Consider the following 17,093-nt stretch of genomic DNA (forward strand, 5'->3'; position numbering starts at 1 on the left):
CACTTCCGCCGGTAGCGAAGGAATCACTTTGACCGTGATCGACATCGGCCAGGCCGTGGTCCTGGGAGTGGTCGAAGGGTTGACCGAGTTCCTGCCGGTCTCTTCGACCGGGCACCTGAAGATCACCGAAGGGTTTCTCGGCATTCCGGTGGACGATCAGGCGGTGGTGGGTTTCACCGCGGTGATCCAGGTCGGCGCCATCGCGGCGGTCTTGGTGTATTTCTTCCGGGACATCGTCCGGTTCGCCGCGGCGTGGGGCCGCGGGCTGGCGCGGCCGGAAGCACGGCAGGAGCACGACTACAAGTTCGCGTGGTGGATCATCTTCGCCACGGTGCCGATCGTCGTGGCGGGCCTGCTGTTCCAGCCGCTGATCAAGGGACCACTGGCTTCCCTGTGGGTGGTCGCGGGATCGTTGATCGCGGGCAGTGTCGTCATGTGGGCCGCGGACCGCTTCGGGACGGGAAAGCGTGGGGAGCCGGAGACGACGCTGCCGGACGCGATGCTGGTCGGCTCGTCGCAAATCCTGGCCCTGCTGTTCCCGGGTTTCTCCCGATCCGGGGCTACCATTTCGACAGGGCTGCTGCGTGGGCTGGACCGTGTCGCGGCGACACGGCTGTCGTTCTTCCTGTCCATTCCCGCGTTGACCGGCGCCGGTGTGTACGAGCTGAAGGACGCGGTCGGTGGCGGGCTGGACGTGGTGCCGTTGCTCGTCGGGACGGTGGTGTCGTTCGTCGTCGCGTACGCGTCCATCGCGTGGCTGCTGAAGTTCGTGGCCGGGCACACGTTCACGGCGTTCGTGATCTACCGGGTCGTGGTCGGTGTCGGGCTGCTGGGTCTGCTGGTGACCGGCGCCCTCACTCCCTGAGCGGGCCGCCCGGCCGGGGCGAGGCTCCGGCCGGGCGGGACGCTATCCGGGGAGAATCTGGGTGCACTCGATGCGTACCGCCTGAAGCGCGTCCGGCCGCAGGCCGAGCAGGTGCAGGATGGTCGGGGCGATTTGCGTGGTCCCGACCGGCGCGGCGATCGTGTGGGGACGGCCGGTTCCGCTGATCACGAGGGGGACGTCGCGGTCGTCAGGCGCGGCGCCGCCGTGTTCGGCGATCTTCTTGGTACCACCCGTGTAGACGACGCCGTAGTGGGCGATGCCGACGAGGTCGGGCACGCGCGGGTCGCCGGGCCGGGCGTGGAAGTACCGGGCGGCATCGTCGCCGGAATAGACCTGATCCAGTCCGGAATGGACGAACGGCTTCGGCGCTCCGGAGATGTCGTTGCCGAGCCCGGAGCGCGTCAGCAGGTAGTTCTTGGCGAACGTCGCCGCGGCGGGGGAACGATCGGTCAGCCACAGCAGCATGGCGTCGTCGTCGGTGGCTTGGGCGACGAGGTCGGCCGCTCCGGGACGAACCGCCCGCCATGTGGCGTTGAGGCCGTCGAGCAGGGCGCCGTCGTCGATCCTGGTCAGCGCGGCGGGATCGGTGGGGGACTGGCCGTGCTTGGCCGACAGGATGATGGTGGTGCTCCGGTCGAGGTGACGCTGTTTCAGTTCGGTGGTGATGGCGGCGACCTGCTGGTCCACGAAGTCCAGTGCCGAACTCAGCACCGGGCCCGGTCCGCCGTCGCCGGGCAGGTAGCCGCCCGGGCGGCCGCCGGAGCGCGGCAGCTTCTGCGCGGTGGACACGGACTGGAAGTTGAGCCCGAAAACGGCCGGCGTGCCCACCCGGTGCGTACCGCTGTGGTCGTAGCCGCCGATCTCGTTGAGCACCGCACGGACCTTGTAGGAGTCGTAGCGCTGAGTCGCGGCGTTGTCGGCGGTCCAGTCGCCCGGCCCGCCGGGGACCAGGCTGTTGATCTCCGGGGTGAACAGGTCCTGCACGCCGGTCCCGGACGGCCCGTCGAGGATCTCGTACGCGGGATGCTTGTCGGCCCACGCGGTGCGCAGGCCGGCCTGCCGGGCGACCTCGAACACGGTGTTGACCTTGAGGTACTGGTGCGGGTAGATGGGCGTGCAGGTCCGCGGGTCCACGGGCAGCCCGGCCGGGTCGAGCAGCGTCTGCGGTGCCCCGGTCATGGCCAGGACATTGTCGGGCAGGCCGGGAAGGCCCTGTCCGGCGTCGATGGCGTCCTTGGCGCGGTCGAGGTCTTCGGTGTAGTTCACCGCCGTCCCGGGCCGTGCGCCGGCGCAGGAGGTCGTGCCGGGCGGGAGGAGGGCACGGTTGTAGCTCGCGTCGTAGTAGACCCCGGTCGTCGCCGGGGTGCCGCCGGTGACCTGGGCGAGCAGGCCGGGGAAGGAATCCGAGGGCACCGGCGTGCGGGCGTGGGTGTACTCGGTGCCGTGGCTGAGCAGCGCGGTCAGTGCCGAGCCCGGGTGGGTGGCGGTGTAGCGGGCGAGATCCGACTGGTGCAGGCCGTCCACGGAGATGAGCAGGACGTGGGCGGACCGGTCACCGGCCGACGCGGGCGGTGCGGCTACGGCCGCGGTGGCCGCGGCGATCACGGCCAGCGCGGCGGCTCTCGTTCGGGTACTCGGCACGGAATTCTCCTTCGACGACGAGGCTGCCCGTACGGGCGCCGAAGGCATTCCAGGCCGGGCACACGGCGGCCAGGACACACCGAAACGAATTCCGGGTGAACGCTGCGGCGCATTCGCCGCAGAGCGTGCAGCGAGGACAAGACGGACGTTACCCGGATGCGTGAACAACAGAGTGGCTCAGTCAATTTAACCGTCCTTTTGCCATCGCCCGCTGATCACTAATCCACGAAGTGCCGGAAACCACGGTCTGTTTCTGGATCGTCAAGGTGCTCTGCGCGACGGCCGGCGAGGTGCTGCGCGAGCTGCGGCCCGCGGAGCTTCTACAGTAGTGTAGAAGTGTTGGTCGAACGGTCCGAAGCCCGCCGTCGGAAGGTGGTCACCGGCGTGAATCCGCTGAGTGCGACGTCCTGGTTGTCCAGCCTCGGTACGGCCGGGGTGTTCCTGGTCCTGTTCGCCGAGACCGGCTTGCTGGTCGGGTTCTTCCTGCCGGGTGACTCGCTGCTGTTCACCGCCGGGTTGTTCTGCACCACCAGCGCATCGGCCCCGGTGCACCTGTCCCTGCCACTGGTGCTCGTCGCCTCGGTCGCCGGCGCGATCTCGGGTGCGCAGGTCGGCTTCGTGCTCGGCCGCCGTGGTGGTCGGGCACTGCTCGGGAAGGTCGGCAACCCCCAGCTGCATCGGGGCATCGAGCGGGCCGAGGAACTGTTCTCCCGTTACGGGTACGCGAAAGCGATCGTGCTCGCCCGGTTCGTCCCAGTTGTCCGGACCGTGCTGAACCCGCTCGCGGGCATCCTCGACGTGCCGGCACGGACCTTCCTGGTGTGGCAGGTGCTCGGCGGGCTGCTGTGGTCGGTCGGGGTGACGCTGGCCGGTTATGTGCTCGGCGCCAGCATCCCCGGAATCGACCAGTACCTCCTGCCGATCATCGCCGTTGTCGTGGTGGTCTCGCTGATCCCGTTGGCGCTGGAACTGCGGCGCGGCCGCAAACGCTCGTCCGACGAGCACTGAAACCCGGCGCGGTACCCGGCTTTTGATCGTTCTCTGGCTTTCTCTTTCCTCGCGCCGCTTCTGGCCTCGTTATCGTCGGATATCGCCCAGAAGCCGGCCGTCGCCCCACGTCGGCGGTGGTTGAATCCGCGGCTCGTCAGGCTCCGGCCGCGGTGATGACCGCGTCCGTGGCGAAGCCCAGGACGAGGCCGAGGAACACACCCCACGTCGTGACGGTCTTCAGGTTCGCCTTGCGGGCGACGGCGAGCAGCTCGATCACCACGTAGAGGATCGACCCGGCGGCCAGGCCGAGGAACGCGATCGAGAGGGTCTCGCTGACGAAGGCCTGCCCGGCGAGCGTGCCCACGAACGTCGGGCCGCCGCCGATCAGGCCGAGCAGGGCGAGGTACCCCCAGGACGGGCGGGTGCCGGTCAGGGGTGCCACGATGCCGAAGCCTTCGGTGGCGTTGTGCAGCCCGAATCCGATCACCAGCAGGACGGCGAGGCTGAGCTCACCGGTGGCGGCCGAGTTGCCGATGGCGAGGCCTTCGGCGAAGTTGTGCAGGCCGATGCCGACCGCGATCGTCATGGCCAGCCGGGAGGCGGGATCACTTGTCTTCACCGCGCTCAGCTCGCCGACCGACGCGGCGCCCGGCCCGTACGCGCGCTGGGCGTCCGTCCGGCGGCGAGCGGCCGCCTGGTCGAAGTAGGCCAGGCCGAGCAGCCCCGCTCCGGCGGTGACCAGGAGAACCGCGCCGTTGCCGAGCACTCCGCCGAGTTCGTCCTTGCCGAGCCCGGCGTCGATCGGTTCCCACGCATGGGCGAGCACGTCCCACAGCAGGAAGACCAGGATGCCGGTGGCTGTGCCGTTGAGGAAGGTCTTGAGCCGTGGCATCTCGGCTCGCAGCCGGCCGAGCGGGAGCCCGAGGTAGATGGTGAACCCCGAGATGGCGCCGAGGACGGCGATCTGGGTGGGCGACATGGGCGTGGCTCCTGAATTCTCGCGGCGAACGCTGCGACCGTAACTCAGGGCAGGCTCGCCTCATAGAGGTGAGGCGTACCTAATTATTCGAAGGTGGCGAAGTTTCCTGCCGACGGAGTACTCGTGCATGGTCCACTGTGGACTCAAGCAAGCGGGCGGCCAACTATTGGTTAGCGCACGGCAAAGTGACGTCGGTCAAGCGGGTCGCGAGGAGTGGAAGGTAGCGGGTGACCGCCCCTACCCACCGGGCAGAAGCTCGGGAGCGCCCGGCGATGGCTGGTATCCGGTGAGGTCTTGTGCGGATTCGAGGTCCTGGTGCAGGTCAGTGGCCGCGTCGACCACGGTCTGGGCGGACCAGCCGGTGACGCCGAGGACCAGGGTGGCGCTGAGCAGCGCCGCGGGGAGCCGGCGGGTGGGTGCGGCCAGCAGGGCACTCACCCGGCGTGGCACCGGACCGCCGGTCGCGGCCAGGGCGAAGCCGGGTTCGGCCCGTCCGGCGAGCGCGGCTTTGGCGACGGCGGTGGCCACCACCTTCCGGTCGCCGATCTGCTGCGCGGCGGCTTCGTCGGCCCAGCGTTCGAGGGCGAACCTCGCCGCCGAGCAGAGCGGGCGCAGCAAGGGGTTGAGCGCAGCGGCGAGGGTGACCGCGATGAGGAAGCGGTGATGGCCGAGGCGGAGGTGTGCTCGTTCGTGGGCCAGGAGCGCGTCCCGTTCCGCCGGGCCGAGCGCGTCGAGCATGCCGCTGGAGATCGCGATCCGGCCGCCACGGCCCGGTGCGGAGAACGCGACGGGCTCCTGGCCGCGCAGGATGACGACGCCCGGTGCCGGGCCGTGACCGTCGAGTTGCCGGGTCAGTTCGCGGTGCCACCGCGCGTACCGGACGGTGGTGCGGGCGAACGCTCCACCGAGCGCGGCCAGCACAAGCCCGCAGCCGATCGAAGCGGGGACGTTGACCGATTCCACGCCGTACAGAGCTTCGGGCGACCAGTGGCCGGCGCGGGCGACCGCCGGAACGAGGATGAGGCCGGCGAAGACCTGCAACGTCAGGGCGGCGGTGCTGGCGACGGCGAGCACCAGGCAACCGGCGGTCAGCAGCCAGCTCGCCGCACGCGGGGGCACCCTCGGGGCGACGACGCGCGCCAGGGGCCAGGCCGCCAGCGGCAGCACCAGAGGCACCCAGACGTCGGGATCCATTCGGTCAGCCTTCGTTGTGCCGCAACAGCTCGCGGAGCAGCTGTTCGTCCGATGGGGACAGTTTCGAGACGAAGCGGGCGAGCACGCTGTCGCGGTCGGGCTCGCTGTCGAGCACCTTGGTCATCCGCCGGGCCGCCAGCCCCGGCTCGTCGTCGACCGCGCGATACCGGTAGGAGCGGCCCTGCTTCTCCCGGTCCGCGACGCCTTTCTCGTGCAGCCGGGACAGGATGGTCACCACGGTCGTGTAGGCCAGGTCGGCCCCGAGCCGTTCCTGCACCTCGGCCGGCGCCAACGGGCCGTCGGCGCTCAGAAGCACCGTCAGCACCTCGGCCTCGAGCGCACCGGGAGCGCGCCGGGCGCCGTCGTCTCGCCGCATCCGCATACCGCCAATCTACCCACCTGGCGAAGGCCGTCCGGCATTCGGCGACAGGCTGACCCGCCCTATCATCTACAATTCAGTAGAAGTTCTACGAGAGTGTAGTTGACTGGGAGGTCGCGGCAGTGGACGGCGGAGCCATCGACGGCAGCTGGTACCTGGATGTGCTCGGGTTCGCCCGGGCGACCCCGTGGCTGAACGGGTTCTTCCAGGTCTTCACCAACGCCGGCCTGGTCCTGCTCGCACTCGTCGTCGCAGTGGCGTGGTGGCGCGCACGCGCCCAGGACGCCGGGCGGATGGCGGCCGTGCTCTGGGTGCCGGGCGCCGTCGCCGTGGCCTACGGCCTGAGCAACCTGGTCAAGATCCTCGTCGAGGAGCCACGACCCTGCATCCGTTATCCGGCCGTGCCGACTGTCGCCACGTGCGACTTCGCGACGGACTACTCCTTCCCCAGCAACCACGTGACGATCGCCGTGTCCGCGGCGGTCGCCTTGTGCCTGGTCGGACGCCGGATCGGGGTCGGCTCGCTCGTGGTGGCGGTACTGATCGGGTTTTCCCGGGTGTACCTGGGCGCGCATTACGTCCATGACGTGGTCGCCGGTGCGGTGCTGGGCGCCCTGGTGGCGCTGGCCGGCTTGCTGCTGCGCACGCCGCTGACGGCGCTGGTCGTCCGGATGCGGTCGGGAAGGTGGCGCCCGCTGGTCGGGGCAACGGCGACCGAGGAAATCTCGGCGCGTACGGACTGACGCCAGGCAGGAAACGCTCGACCTCGCCGAGGGCGCGGCCAACGGTGACCCGGCCGTCGGGTGCCGGCCGGCGACGGGAGAACAGTGCCGTCAGCCGGGTGCATGGGGGCGGGCCAGGCCGAGGTCGTAGGCCAGGATCGCCGCTTGATGCGGTCCCGGGCGCCGATCTTCGCGAGCACCCGCCCGAAGTAGGACTTGACGGTGGATTCGGACAGGACGAGGCGTTCGGCGATCTCGCCGTTGGTCCAGCCGTGGCCGATCGCGACCAGGATCTCTCCGATGACCTCGGTGCCGGGCGTGGCCTCGAGCAGCATCCGGAAGCCGAGGCGCCGCAGTGGCTGGTCGTCGACGATGAGAACAGTGGTCACGCCGCACCGCCTGTGAGCGGAGTGAGGTCCAGGACGGCTTGGACGACCCAGCCGCCGGTCGCCGCGGGCCCCGCGGTGACGGTGCCGCCGTAGAGGGCGGCGCGTTCGCGCATCCCGGCCAGCCCGTGCCCTTCCTCGGCGGATGGTGGGAGCGGGTCGGTGCGGTCGGGCCGGCCCGCGTCTTGGACGCGGACGCGGAGCTCCGCGTCCGCGGCGGCGACCAGGACGTCGATGCGGGTGTGCGGCCCGGCGTGCTTGAGGGTGTTGGTGAGCGCTTCCTGGACGATGCGATAGGCCATCAGCTGCACTCCGCGGTCGAGGGTGTCGAGTTCGCCGGCGGAGCGGTAGACGACCTCCGGCCCGGCGGCACGGAACCGGGTGCACAGCTGTTCGACGTCGGCGATGCCGGGCTGGGGATTCAGCTCGGGGGCGTCCGTCCGGTCGCGCAGGACACCCATCATGCGCCGCAGTTCGCCGAGGGCTTGCCGGCCGGCGTCGCCGACGAGCCGGAGGGCTTCCTTGCTCCGGTGCGGGGTGACGTCGGCGGCGTAGGCGCCGCCGTCGGCCAGGGTGATGATGACCGACAGGTTGTGGCCGATGATGTCGTGCATTTCGCGGGCGACGCGGGCGCGTTCGCTGGCCGTGGCCAGTTTGCTGCGCTGGTCGCGTTCGACCTCCAGACGAGCCGCGCGGTCGCGTAGGCCGGCGAGCTGGGCACGGCGGATCCGGACCGCCAGTCCGAGCGTGACGGCCGCGGTCACGGCGCTGAGCAGGAAGAACAGGGCTCCCCAGAACGACACCACGGCCGACACCCTGGCCGCCACCGGCAGCAGCAGCGCGATCTCGGCGGCGCAGGCCCACGGCAGGTGCCGGAGCCGACCGTGCAGCGCCACGCTGTACAGCGCGACGAGCAGGGCGACGTCGGCGCGCAGGAAGACCCCGAGCGACCACTGCGCCACGAACACCGCCGCCGTCATCGCCAGGGCGGCCGACGGGGCGCGCCGCCGCCACAGCAGCGGCAGCAGCAGACCGGCCTGCAGGGCCAGGGTGCCGCCCACGGGCAGGTGGGTGAACGTGAGCAGCAGCTGCTCCGGCCCCCGGTCGTCGTCCTCCTGGTGGGGGATCAGGTCCGGCAGGCAGAACAGCAGGAACATCGCGGCGATGACGGCCAGGTCCAGCACCCACGGACGGCGCCGGTCCGCCTGCCGGAGCCGGTGGCCGAGCCGCGTCAGCCGCGCGACGAGGGGGTGTGCCGGCCACCCCCCGGCGTCGGCGTGGTCGCTGCTGCTCACGTGGGTCACCTGTCCATCGTGGACGACGATCGCCGACGCCGGGGACTCAAGCGTCGGACCGGACCAGCCGGACGGCGGCACCACCCAGCGCCAGCACCGTCCAGCCGACGAAGACGAGCAGCCCGGCGGTGGGGGACAGGCTGGTGCTGTCGTGGGTCAGGGCGAACATCGACTGGCCCGCGTTGCTGGGCAGATAAGGGCCGAGGTCGGTCTGCCACGCCTTCGGGAGCAGCGAGATCAGGCCCGGGATCAGCATCAGCGCGGCGACCAGGACCGAGATGCCCCCGGCCACCGACCGCAGCAGCGCGCCCAGGGCGACGCCGATCACGCCGACGAGCCCGAGGTACAAACCGGCGCCGAACAGGGTGCGCACGACGCCGGCGTCCGACAGCGTCATCGCGGCCGGCGTCCCGGAAACGATGCCGCTGCCGAAGAGGAAGGCGAGAAACGCACCGGCCACCCCGACGAGCAGGGCGACCAGCCCGAAGACCCCCGATTTGGCCCACAGCACCGGCAGGCGGCGCGGGACCGCGGTCAGCGTCGAGCGGATCATCCCGGTCGAATACTCACCGGCGGCGACCAGCACACCCAGGACACCCAGGGCCAGCTGCGCGAAGTTGGTCCCGAACAGGGACAGGCTGACGGCGGTGGCCTGCGCGAAGTCCGGGTCGAGCGGCTGCCCGGAGCTGATGTTCGATTGGTAGCGGGCGGCGGAGATCAGGCCGAACCCGACCAGGAACACCAGACCGAGGCCCAGGGTGATCCACGTCGAGCGCAGCGACCACAGCTTCGTCCACTCCGAGCGCAGGACGTGGCGCCAGGTCACCCGGTAGGCCGGCCGGGTGGGCGCGGCCGTCGCGGCCGGATTCGTGGTCATGGTGGTCATGCCGCCCTCCCGAGGGTGTCGATGCCGGTGGTGGTGACGCCGTGGTACTCGACGGCGTCGCGGGTCAGGTCCATGAAGGCCTGTTCGAGCGAGACGGTCCGCGCGGTCAGTTCGAACAGTGCGATGCCGTGCTCGGCCGCCTTGAGCCCGACGGTGCGGGCGGACAGGCCGGTCACCTGCAGTTCCTCGGACCCGCTGCGGCCGGCGATTTCGACGCCCGGGCCGGCCAGGACCTCGCGCAGCCGCGCCGGGTCGGCGGTGGCCACCTGCACGGTGTCGCCGCCGGCGTCGCGCACGAGGTCGGCCACCGTGGTGTCGGCGAGCAGCCGGCCGCGGCCGACGACGATGAGGTGTTCGGCGACCAGCGCCATCTCGCTCATCAGGTGCGAGGACACGAACACGGTGCGCCCGTCGGCGGCGAGCCCGGTGAGCAGGTTCCGGATCCACAGGACGCCTTCGGGATCGAGCCCGTTGACCGGCTCGTCGAGCATGACCGTGGCCGGGTCGCCGAGCAGGGCCGCGGCGATCCCCAGCCGCTGCCCCATCCCGAGCGAGAAGCTTCCCGCGCGTTTCTTGGCGACGGACTGCAGACCGGTCAGTTCGATCACCTCGTCCACCCGGCGGCGTGGGATGCCATGCGTCTGGGCCTGGGCGAGCAGGTGGTCGAACGCCGACCGTCCCGGGTGGACGGACTTCGCCTCCAGCAGAACCCCGACCTCCTGCAGCGGCGCGGTGTGCTCGGCGTAGCGGCGGCCGTTGACCTGCACCGAGCCGCCGGTCGGGGCGTCCAGCCCGACGATCAGCCGCATGGTGGTGGACTTCCCGGCGCCGTTCGGTCCCAGAAACCCGGTGACAGTGCCCGGCCGGACGGTGAAGTCCAGCCGGTCCACCGCCGTCTTCTCCCCGTAACGCTTCGTCAGCTGGTGTGCCTCGATCATCGGTCATCCCCTGGGTACGCGGGCCGGACAACCCGGCTCGTTCCTGCCCGCAACGGTAGGCCGGGAAATCGGGACAATCGTGGTACCGCGGGAGGTGATCCGGGACGCCGTGTAGTACCGCGGTACGACGCCGGGCGCTCAGCGGTCGCGGCGGGTGACGCACACTGCCGTGACCGTGATCGTGACGGCCAGGTAGGTCAGGCAGACCAGTGTCGCGGTTTCCCGGCCCCGTTCGGGCCCAGGAAACCGGTCACCGCACCGGGTTTCACCGTGAAGGTCAAGTCGTCCACGGCCACTCTCTCGCCGTAGCGTTTGGACACTGCTCGTGCCTCGATCATGCTGCTCCGTTCTGCTTGGTTTGAGATGGAGGAAAGTCCAGCCCGGTCGGCTGCTACGCGGTCGTGACCGCCTCTTCGTTCCCTCTGGCCGACGCGGCAGCGGTGGGCAGGCCGAGCAGGATCCGGTACTGCGCCTCGAAACCGGCCAGGGCACCGTCGATGTCGTGCCGCGCCACAATCGCCCGGGACTCCGCACCCATGCGGTCCCGCGCGGCCGGGTCGGCGGCCAGCTCGGCGATCCACCGGGAAATCGTCGAGACCGCGCCCGGCTCGAACAGGTAACCGTTGGTCCCGTGGTGCACCAAGTGCGGGAGGGCGAGCGCGTCGGCGGCGACGACGGGCAGGCCGGCGGCCATCGCCTCCATCGTGGCGAGGCTCTGCAACTCGGCGGTACCGGGCATGCAGAATACGTCGGCCTCGGCGTAGCGGTGGACGAGTTCGGCGTCGGACACGAAACCGTGGAACGTCACGCGGCCGGCGGCGCCCAGTTCCCCGGCGAGCGCCTTGAGTTCTTGGCGGCGAGTCCCGTCGCCGACGAGGTCCACGCGGACGTGCGGCAGCGGGGCGATGGCGCGCAGCAGCTGGTCGATGTTCTTCTCCGCGTCGAGCCGGCCGACGAACAGCACCGACGTCGGCCGATCGGCGGGGCGCGCGGGGGCGGCGTAGTGCGCGAGGTCGATGCCGCACGAGACGACTTCGACCGGCCGCTCGAGCCCGATGGTGGCCAGGACCTCGGCCGCACGCGGCGTCGGCGTGGTCACCAGGCGCGCGTCGCGATAGACCCGCACGAGGTCCCGCCACGCCCAGCGGGCGATCGTGTCTTTCACCCGCCGGGGGAACGGGGTGTACCCGAGCAGGTTGTCGGGCATGAAGTGGTTGGTGGCCATGCCGGGGATCCCGCGGGCGGCCGCCGCCGCGAGCAGGGCACGGCCCACCCCGAAGTGGGCCTGGACGTGCACGACGTCGGGGCGCAACCGGTCCAGCAGGGGCCCGGTGGCCTGCCGGGCGCCACCGGGGGTGCAGAACCGGTAGCCGCCGTGGAACGGGATGGCCCGCGACCGGACCCGGTGGATCGTGTAGCCGTCGCGCTGCTCGGTGCTCGGGGGGCCGTCGTGGGAGGGGCAGACGACGTGGACGTCGTGGCCCCGGCGGGCGAGCCCGTGGGCCAGTCGTCCGGCGAAGAAGGACGCGCCGTTGATGTCGGGCGGGAAGGTGTCGGCGCCGATCAGGACGCGAAGGCCGGAGGGGGACACGGGATTCTCCTTGGCTCGATGACGGGCTCGATGACGGGCTTGCGGCAGAGCGCCGGCGAGCACACACACGCCGGTGAGAGCGACGAGTGCGGCGGCCGCCGCCGGGATCGCGACGGTGGCGGTCAGGTGCGGCGTCTCCCCGTAGACCAGGGCCGCGACGGCGACGGCGGTCAGCGGATCGAGCACGGTCGTGGTGCCGACGACGACAGCGGTGTGCCCCGCCGCGTAGGCGCGGTGCAGGAGCACCCCACCGGCGCCCAGCAGGAGCAGTGCTTGACCACCGAGCAGCACGGCCGCCGCGAACGGCTGGGTGACGGCGGCGTGGACGACCGACGAGCCGAGTCCGAACAGGACAGCGGCCGCCGCGGCCGGCACGGCGCAGCCCGCCTGCACGAACCAGGCGATCGCGGCTAGAACGAACCCGGTCACCGCCACCGATTCGGCGCCGCCGAACGTGATCGAGGTAGTCGGGGTGGTGAACGCCGCGAGCGTCACGAAGCCGGTGACGCCGGTCAAGACGAGCACGACGGCGGCGAGCACCCGGGGCGTCCGCGCTCGCCGCGTGAAGACGACCGTGAGGACAAGGCTGAAGACGCCGAGCGGCTGGACCACGGCGAGCGGGGCCAGCGACAGGGCGAGGATGTGCAGCAGGCTGCCCCCGGTCGCCAGGCCCGTGCCCAACCACCAGCCGGGGGAGCGCAGCAACCGGGCCAATGTCCGCAGCTTCGGTGCGCCCTCGACGCCGAGGCCGGTGACCTCGCGGTGCTGCCGGGCGGCCGCGGCCGCGAACATGCCCGCGGCGAGCAGGGCGCAGACGATGGCGAGCGCGGTCATCGGACGGCCCTGCGCAGCGCGGTCGCCACGGTGGCGACGATGGTGAACTCACCCAGCAGCGCGGCCCGTTCCAGCAAGCCGAGGGGCAGCCAGCCGACGAGCTGGGTCAAGCCGAACGCCGCGGCCGTCACGAGGCCGGCCGTCGCGCCGCGGCGCACCGCGGACGCCGCGGGCAGCCAGCGGGGCTCGGTGCGCAGCCGCGTGCTCAGCGTCCGGGCCGCCAGCGGCAGGCTGGTGAACAGCACAGCCCCGCCGACGCGGTGGATCTCCCCCGAGACGGTCGGGTCCGTCGCGCTGACGTTGCTGCGAAACACCAGCACCACGATCAGCCCGGCCGTCCACAGCACGAAGAGAACGCTCGCGAGCGGGGTTCGCGGCAACGCGGCGAGGTGGGCCGCGGCGGCGAGCGCTCCGGCCGCCGCGAGCAGCAGCAGGACGGCGACGGCGAACAGGAGCCGGCCGCCGCGATGCCAGGCGTAATCGCTGACCGGGTCGCGCAGCGGGTTGACGCTGCCGGCGAACCCGAAGGTCAACCCGGCCATGATCACCTGCGCGACGGCGGCCGTCACCAGTGTCAGAGTTGCCAGGGGAGTAGGCGAAAACGCCCGCCGCGGAGTCACCTCTCAGACAGTGGTGGCCGACCATGAGAGTTCGATGAAGATCGCGCGGAGTTTCCTTAAGAAGCGGCGAGGGGCAGCACGAGGTCGAACCGTGCGCCGCCGCCGTCGGCGTGGCCGGCTTCGGCGCGCCCGCCGTGCTGGGTCAGGACCTGGTCGACGATGGCGAGCCCGAGCCCCGAGCCGGGCAGGGCGCGGGCGGCGTCGGCCCGGTAGAATCGTTCGAAGACGTGCGGCAGATCGACTTCGGCGATGCCTGGGCCTTCGTCGTCGACGCGCACTCGGACCGTGCCCGACGCCACCGACATCGTCACCAGCACTGTTGTCCCGGACGGCGACCACTTCGCGGCGTTGTCGAGCACGTTCACCACGGCTCGCTCGATCGCCCCCGGCCGCGCGACGACCTCCGCGCCGGTCAGCTCGGCCTCGAAGAACACGTCCGGCCACCGGGACCGGGCGCGTTCGACGGCCGAGCGGACGACGTCGGCCAGCACAAGGTGTTCCGCCGCTTCGCTCGGCCGTTCCCCGGTGGAGAGTTCGACCAGTTCGCCGACCAGAGCGGTCAGCTCGATGGCCTGGGTGTCCAGGTCGGACAGCAGCCGAGACCGGTCTTCGGGTGACAGCCGTCGCTGCGGGTTCGCGTCGGCGTGGATGAGGAGCTCGATGTTGTTGCGCAGACTGGCCAACGGCGTCCGGAGCTCGTGGCCGGCGTCCTCGACGAGGCGCCGCTGCTCGTCGCGGGAGCGGCTCAAAGCACCGAGCATCGCGTTGAACGAGGTGGCCAGCCGGCCGATCTCGCCGGTCGCGGCGACGTCGATGGCCGCCGACAGCTCCTGCGTCCGGGCGACGTTCTCGGCCGCCGCGGTCAGGTCGTCGACCGGGCGCAGCGCCGAGCGGGCGATCGCCCGACCGGTGAAGGTCGCCCCGAGCACGCCGACCAGGGACACGGCGAGTAGCCAGAACCCCAAGCGGGCCAACGTCTTCTCGACTTCTTCGGAGTCTTGGGCCACCTGAACCGCGCCGCCGTCGGACCGCTGCGCCGTCCACACCCGGAACCGGTCGCCCGCGATCCGGCGCACGTCGGAAGTGCGGCTGAGCGAGCCCGACGCGACGGGTTCGTCCAGCGGAGACGACGGGATCACCGGCATTGTGCCCGCGGTGCCCGTCACGGCGCCCGTGGCGGACAGGAACTGCACCGTCAGCCCGCCGTCGCGGCCGAACCCGGGGTGTTCCTCGGTGGACCGGAGGGTCTGCAGCGCTTCTTCCGGAGACGACGTCTTCGCCGCCAGTTGCGCGTAGGACTGGAGCCGGGCGTCGAACTGGTCGTACAGGTTGGCCCGGGTGATGCTCCACGAGCTCGCCGACACCGTCACCACGGCGATCGCCACCGCGACCGCGACCAGCACGCCGAGCCGGGCCCGCAGCGACAGCGTCTTCCAGCGGGGCCGTTTCACAGCGGTTCCTCGCGCAGCACGTAGCCGACGCCGCGGACGGTGTGCAGCAGCCGGGGCTCGCCCTCGGCCTCCAGCTTGCGGCGCAGGTAGCTCACGTAGACATCGAGCCCGTTGGACGCGGTCCCGAAGTCGTAGCCCCACACGCTCTCGAACATCACGGTGCGGGTCAGCACGATCCGCGGGTGGCGCAGGAACGTTTCGAGCATCGCGAACTCGGTCCGGGTCAGGTGCACCGGGCGGGCGCCGCGGAACACCTCCCGCGTCGCCGGGTCCAGGGTCACGTCGGCGAACCGAAGTGGCGGAGGAGCGGCCGGCACGGGCGGGGTGCTGTAGTCGGTGCGGCGCAGCAGGGCCCGCACGCGAGCCAGCAGTTCCTGCAGCGCGAACGGCTTGACGAGGTAGTCGTCGGCGCCCGCGTCGAGCCCGGCGACCCGGTCGGTGACCGCGGTCCGCGCGGTGAGCATGAGGATCGGCACCGTGTTGCCCTCGGCCCGCAGGACGCGGCACGTCTCCAGGCCGCCGAGCACCGGCATGGTGACGTCGAGCAGGACCCCGTCGGGGCGCTGGTCGCGGATCATCGCGAGCCCGGACGCCCCGTCGCCGGCGACGGAGACGGTGTAGCCCTCGAAGCGCAACGTCCTCGACAAGGAATCCTGCAGGGCTGTCTCGTCGTCGACGATCACCAGGTGCACCCGGTGTCCCTTCCGCTGGATTCCGATGACACACGGTGACTGTAGTCGAGGCGGCCGCCCAGCCGGGAAACTCTCATCGAAGATTAACGTTCGTCCGCATTCCCGCGGTTAGCCTCGAAAGAGGTGGATTCTGCGCGAAAGGAATCTGATGAGCGACGACACGGCCCGCTCGACCATGCCCGTCGGTGCAGTGGACGGCATCCGCTGTTCGAATGCGGAACGTGAGGAAGTTCGGGCCACTCTGTATGCGGCTGCCGGTGAAGGCCGGCTGACGATGGACGAAGTCGAGGAGCGCCTGGGCCGGCTCGAGGAACTCCGTTTCCGGCACGAACTCGCGGGTCTGACCGCGGACCTACCCGCCTCGAAGGCGGACGAAACGACCGGTTGGCGGCCGGTCTTGGCCGCCGCCCGCCGTGCCCTCCTCGCCGACTTCGCGGTCCTGCTCGGCCGCGCTTCCGAGCCCGCGTCCGGCCGACGGCGTCTGCTGATCCTCATCACCGGGCTCATCGGACTGCTGATCGCCGCCGCAATCGTCGTGGGCGCGGTACACGGGTTCGGAGCCGACGAGTTCTCAAGACACGCGATGGAAGCCGGCGAGCACGGTCACGGCGGCTGACTCGCCGGCTCACACCCGCAGCGCCAGAAGCCGGTCGCCGCCCTCGGCCGTCGAGCGGTCCTTTCACCACTGACGAATAGGGCCCTTGACGTGGTTGTAAGCAACGTCAAGGCCGTTCGGAAAGAGTGTCCCGGGGGCCGCGCAGTGTGGCGACAATCAGTCCGGCGAGGAGGATTGCTGCGGCGAGCAGTGCTGCCGGGGCGCTGTCGGCTGGCAGGGCGAGCCAGGCCCAGAGCGGGTCCGGGCGGAGGTCGATTTCACCGGCGCAGACCAGGACGTAACCGAGTGGCGCGGTCCAGCGGTGCGCCGGTCAGCGTGGCGGTGAGCAGGGTGAGGACGTGCAGCTGCCGCAGGGCGGGCAGTGGCGTACCGGCGCGTTCGGGTTCGCCGAAGGGGCTGCGGGTGCCGACGGCGATCACGGCCGCGGCCGCGCACGCGATGAGAATCGGGAGCAGCTGCGACAGCGTGCTGGTGCCGTGGGTCCATCTCGAGCAGGCGCGCAGGGCGAGGGCGGTCGCGACGAGCAATGCGACGGCGAGGCGGATCCGGCGGCTGTCGAGGTGCAGCCGGAGCAGCCGGGCGGTCGGTGTCATGGGATGTCCTCCGCCGTGAGGCCGCCCGTGGCGACGGCGGGCAGGTGGGTGGCCAGCCAAGTGGCGCGCGCGGCGGGAGTCAGTGCGGTGAGGCGGGTGGCCGCGGCGTCGGTCGCGTTCGTGCAGGGCAGGCCGCTGGCCGGGAATCCTGGGGTGCCGGCCACGGACGCGGCGATGGTCTTGACCACTGTGGACAGTGTGGTGAGTTCGGTGGCGTAGGCGGGGTGCACGCAGACGGGCAGCAGGCCGGTGTGCAGGCGACGGGCTGGTTGCTGGTGTCGTTGTGCAGCACCGGGATGGTCAGCCCGCGGCTGTCGGTGGTGCCGGTCGTGACCAGCATCGCCGCCGCCGATACCAGGAGCAGGCCGGCGGCGACGGCGATGGTCCCGCCGCGGCGGGG

The 17,093-nt window shown here is 71.2% G+C and carries 17 protein-coding genes and 1 pseudogene; 4 read left to right on the forward strand and 14 right to left on the reverse strand.

Annotated elements, in window-relative coordinates; all coding sequences use genetic code 11:
- Nucleotides 1-34: 34 nt before the first annotated feature.
- Nucleotides 35-865, forward strand: a complete 831-nt coding sequence (locus tag A3CE_RS0144110) for an undecaprenyl-diphosphate phosphatase (protein ID WP_245589842.1) — start codon at nt 35-37, stop codon at nt 863-865.
- Between the two features lie 42 nt (nt 866-907).
- On the opposite strand, the gene A3CE_RS0144115 is transcribed toward A3CE_RS0144110, so the two are convergent.
- A complete protein-coding gene (locus tag A3CE_RS0144115; RefSeq protein WP_020646522.1) occupies nt 908-2,491 on the reverse strand; it encodes an alkaline phosphatase family protein in 1,584 nt (527 codons plus the stop codon).
- 420 nt (nt 2,492-2,911) lie between these two features.
- On the opposite strand from A3CE_RS0144115, the gene A3CE_RS0144125 reads away from it, so the two are divergent.
- Nucleotides 2,912-3,535, forward strand: a complete 624-nt coding sequence (locus A3CE_RS0144125) for a DedA family protein (RefSeq protein ID WP_026469447.1) — start codon at nt 2,912-2,914, stop codon at nt 3,533-3,535.
- A 136-nt stretch (nt 3,536-3,671) separates the two neighbouring features.
- On the opposite strand, the gene A3CE_RS0144130 is transcribed toward A3CE_RS0144125, so the two are convergent.
- From A3CE_RS0144130 to A3CE_RS0144140, 3 genes are all read right to left on the reverse strand, one after another.
- Complete coding sequence (locus A3CE_RS0144130; protein ID WP_020646525.1) at nt 3,672-4,496, reverse strand: ZIP family metal transporter; 825 nt, start codon at nt 4,494-4,496, stop codon at nt 3,672-3,674.
- A gap of 237 nt (nt 4,497-4,733) precedes the next feature.
- Nucleotides 4,734-5,690, reverse strand: coding sequence for a M56 family metallopeptidase (locus A3CE_RS0144135; protein WP_020646526.1), 957 nt, complete (start codon nt 5,688-5,690; stop codon nt 4,734-4,736).
- 4 nt (nt 5,691-5,694) lie between these two features.
- A complete protein-coding gene (locus A3CE_RS0144140; RefSeq protein WP_020646527.1) occupies nt 5,695-6,072 on the reverse strand; it encodes a BlaI/MecI/CopY family transcriptional regulator in 378 nt (125 codons plus the stop codon).
- A 119-nt stretch (nt 6,073-6,191) separates the two neighbouring features.
- On the opposite strand from A3CE_RS0144140, the gene A3CE_RS0144145 reads away from it, so the two are divergent.
- Entirely contained in the window at nt 6,192-6,812 is a 621-nt protein-coding gene (locus A3CE_RS0144145; RefSeq protein WP_020646528.1) for a phosphatase PAP2 family protein, read from the forward strand.
- Between the two features lie 209 nt (nt 6,813-7,021).
- Here A3CE_RS0144145 and A3CE_RS59050 read toward each other — a convergent pair.
- The 8 genes and pseudogenes from A3CE_RS59050 to A3CE_RS0144180 all read right to left on the reverse strand — a co-directional run.
- Nucleotides 7,022-7,126, reverse strand: a pseudogene (locus A3CE_RS59050) (hypothetical protein); the annotation flags it as partial.
- A 50-nt stretch (nt 7,127-7,176) separates the two neighbouring features.
- Nucleotides 7,177-8,472 carry a sensor histidine kinase gene (locus A3CE_RS0144150; RefSeq protein ID WP_043793148.1) on the reverse strand — a complete coding sequence of 432 codons (1,296 nt, stop codon included), beginning with the start codon at nt 8,470-8,472 and terminating at the stop codon, nt 7,177-7,179.
- A gap of 46 nt (nt 8,473-8,518) precedes the next feature.
- Complete coding sequence (locus A3CE_RS0144155; RefSeq protein ID WP_020646530.1) at nt 8,519-9,358, reverse strand: ABC transporter permease; 840 nt, start codon at nt 9,356-9,358, stop codon at nt 8,519-8,521.
- Nucleotides 9,355-10,296: an ABC transporter ATP-binding protein gene (locus tag A3CE_RS0144160; RefSeq protein WP_020646531.1), complete on the reverse strand. Its 942-nt coding sequence runs from the start codon at nt 10,294-10,296 to the stop codon at nt 9,355-9,357. Before A3CE_RS0144160 ends, A3CE_RS0144155 begins: the two co-directional genes overlap by 4 nt.
- A 391-nt stretch (nt 10,297-10,687) precedes the next feature.
- On the reverse strand, nt 10,688-12,721 hold the full coding sequence (locus tag A3CE_RS0144165) for a glycosyltransferase family 4 protein (RefSeq protein ID WP_020646532.1): 2,034 nt from the start codon (nt 12,719-12,721) through the stop codon (nt 10,688-10,690).
- Entirely contained in the window at nt 12,718-13,290 is a 573-nt protein-coding gene (locus A3CE_RS0144170; protein ID WP_020646533.1) for a DUF998 domain-containing protein, read from the reverse strand. The genes A3CE_RS0144165 and A3CE_RS0144170 overlap by 4 nt, the downstream gene beginning before the upstream one ends.
- A gap of 107 nt (nt 13,291-13,397) precedes the next feature.
- Nucleotides 13,398-14,792 carry a sensor histidine kinase gene (locus A3CE_RS0144175; RefSeq protein ID WP_020646534.1) on the reverse strand — a complete coding sequence of 465 codons (1,395 nt, stop codon included), beginning with the start codon at nt 14,790-14,792 and terminating at the stop codon, nt 13,398-13,400.
- On the reverse strand, nt 14,789-15,484 hold the full coding sequence (locus A3CE_RS0144180; RefSeq protein ID WP_020646535.1) for a response regulator transcription factor: 696 nt from the start codon (nt 15,482-15,484) through the stop codon (nt 14,789-14,791). Before A3CE_RS0144180 ends, A3CE_RS0144175 begins: the two co-directional genes overlap by 4 nt.
- A 148-nt stretch (nt 15,485-15,632) precedes the next feature.
- Between A3CE_RS0144180 and A3CE_RS0144185 the strand changes: the two genes are divergently transcribed.
- Nucleotides 15,633-16,100, forward strand: coding sequence for a DUF1707 SHOCT-like domain-containing protein (locus tag A3CE_RS0144185; RefSeq protein ID WP_020646536.1), 468 nt, complete (start codon nt 15,633-15,635; stop codon nt 16,098-16,100).
- Nucleotides 16,101-16,357: 257 nt separating this feature from the next.
- Here A3CE_RS0144185 and A3CE_RS0144190 read toward each other — a convergent pair whose 3' ends face one another.
- Together A3CE_RS0144190 and A3CE_RS0144195 are read right to left on the reverse strand one after the other, a co-directional pair.
- On the reverse strand, nt 16,358-16,693 hold the full coding sequence (locus tag A3CE_RS0144190; RefSeq protein ID WP_020646537.1) for a hypothetical protein: 336 nt from the start codon (nt 16,691-16,693) through the stop codon (nt 16,358-16,360).
- A complete protein-coding gene (locus A3CE_RS0144195; RefSeq protein WP_020646538.1) occupies nt 16,690-16,923 on the reverse strand; it encodes a hypothetical protein in 234 nt (77 codons plus the stop codon). Before A3CE_RS0144195 ends, A3CE_RS0144190 begins: the two co-directional genes overlap by 4 nt.
- Between the last annotated feature and the right edge of the window lie 170 nt (nt 16,924-17,093).

This window comes from Amycolatopsis balhimycina FH 1894 (genome assembly GCF_000384295.1).
Taxonomy (GTDB): Bacteria; Actinomycetota; Actinomycetes; order Mycobacteriales; family Pseudonocardiaceae; genus Amycolatopsis; species Amycolatopsis balhimycina.

Excerpts from the sequence above, each read along its gene's own strand:
- A3CE_RS0144130 (WP_020646525.1), bottom strand. The coding sequence starts at position 4,496 with ATGTCGCCCACCCAGATCGCCGTCCTCGGCGCCATCTCGGGGTTCACC.
- A3CE_RS0144135 (WP_020646526.1), bottom strand. The coding sequence starts at position 5,690 with ATGGATCCCGACGTCTGGGTGCCTCTGGTGCTGCCGCTGGCGGCCTGG.
- A3CE_RS0144140 (WP_020646527.1), bottom strand. The coding sequence starts at position 6,072 with ATGCGGATGCGGCGAGACGACGGCGCCCGGCGCGCTCCCGGTGCGCTC.
- A3CE_RS0144155 (WP_020646530.1), bottom strand. The coding sequence starts at position 9,358 with ATGACCACCATGACCACGAATCCGGCCGCGACGGCCGCGCCCACCCGG.
- A3CE_RS0144160 (WP_020646531.1), bottom strand. The coding sequence starts at position 10,296 with ATGATCGAGGCACACCAGCTGACGAAGCGTTACGGGGAGAAGACGGCG.
- A3CE_RS0144165 (WP_020646532.1), bottom strand. The coding sequence starts at position 12,721 with ATGACCGCGCTCGCCATCGTCTGCGCCCTGCTCGCCGCGGGCATGTTC.
- A3CE_RS0144185 (WP_020646536.1), top strand. The coding sequence starts at position 15,633 with ATGAGCGACGACACGGCCCGCTCGACCATGCCCGTCGGTGCAGTGGAC.
- A3CE_RS0144190 (WP_020646537.1), bottom strand. The coding sequence starts at position 16,693 with ATGACACCGACCGCCCGGCTGCTCCGGCTGCACCTCGACAGCCGCCGG.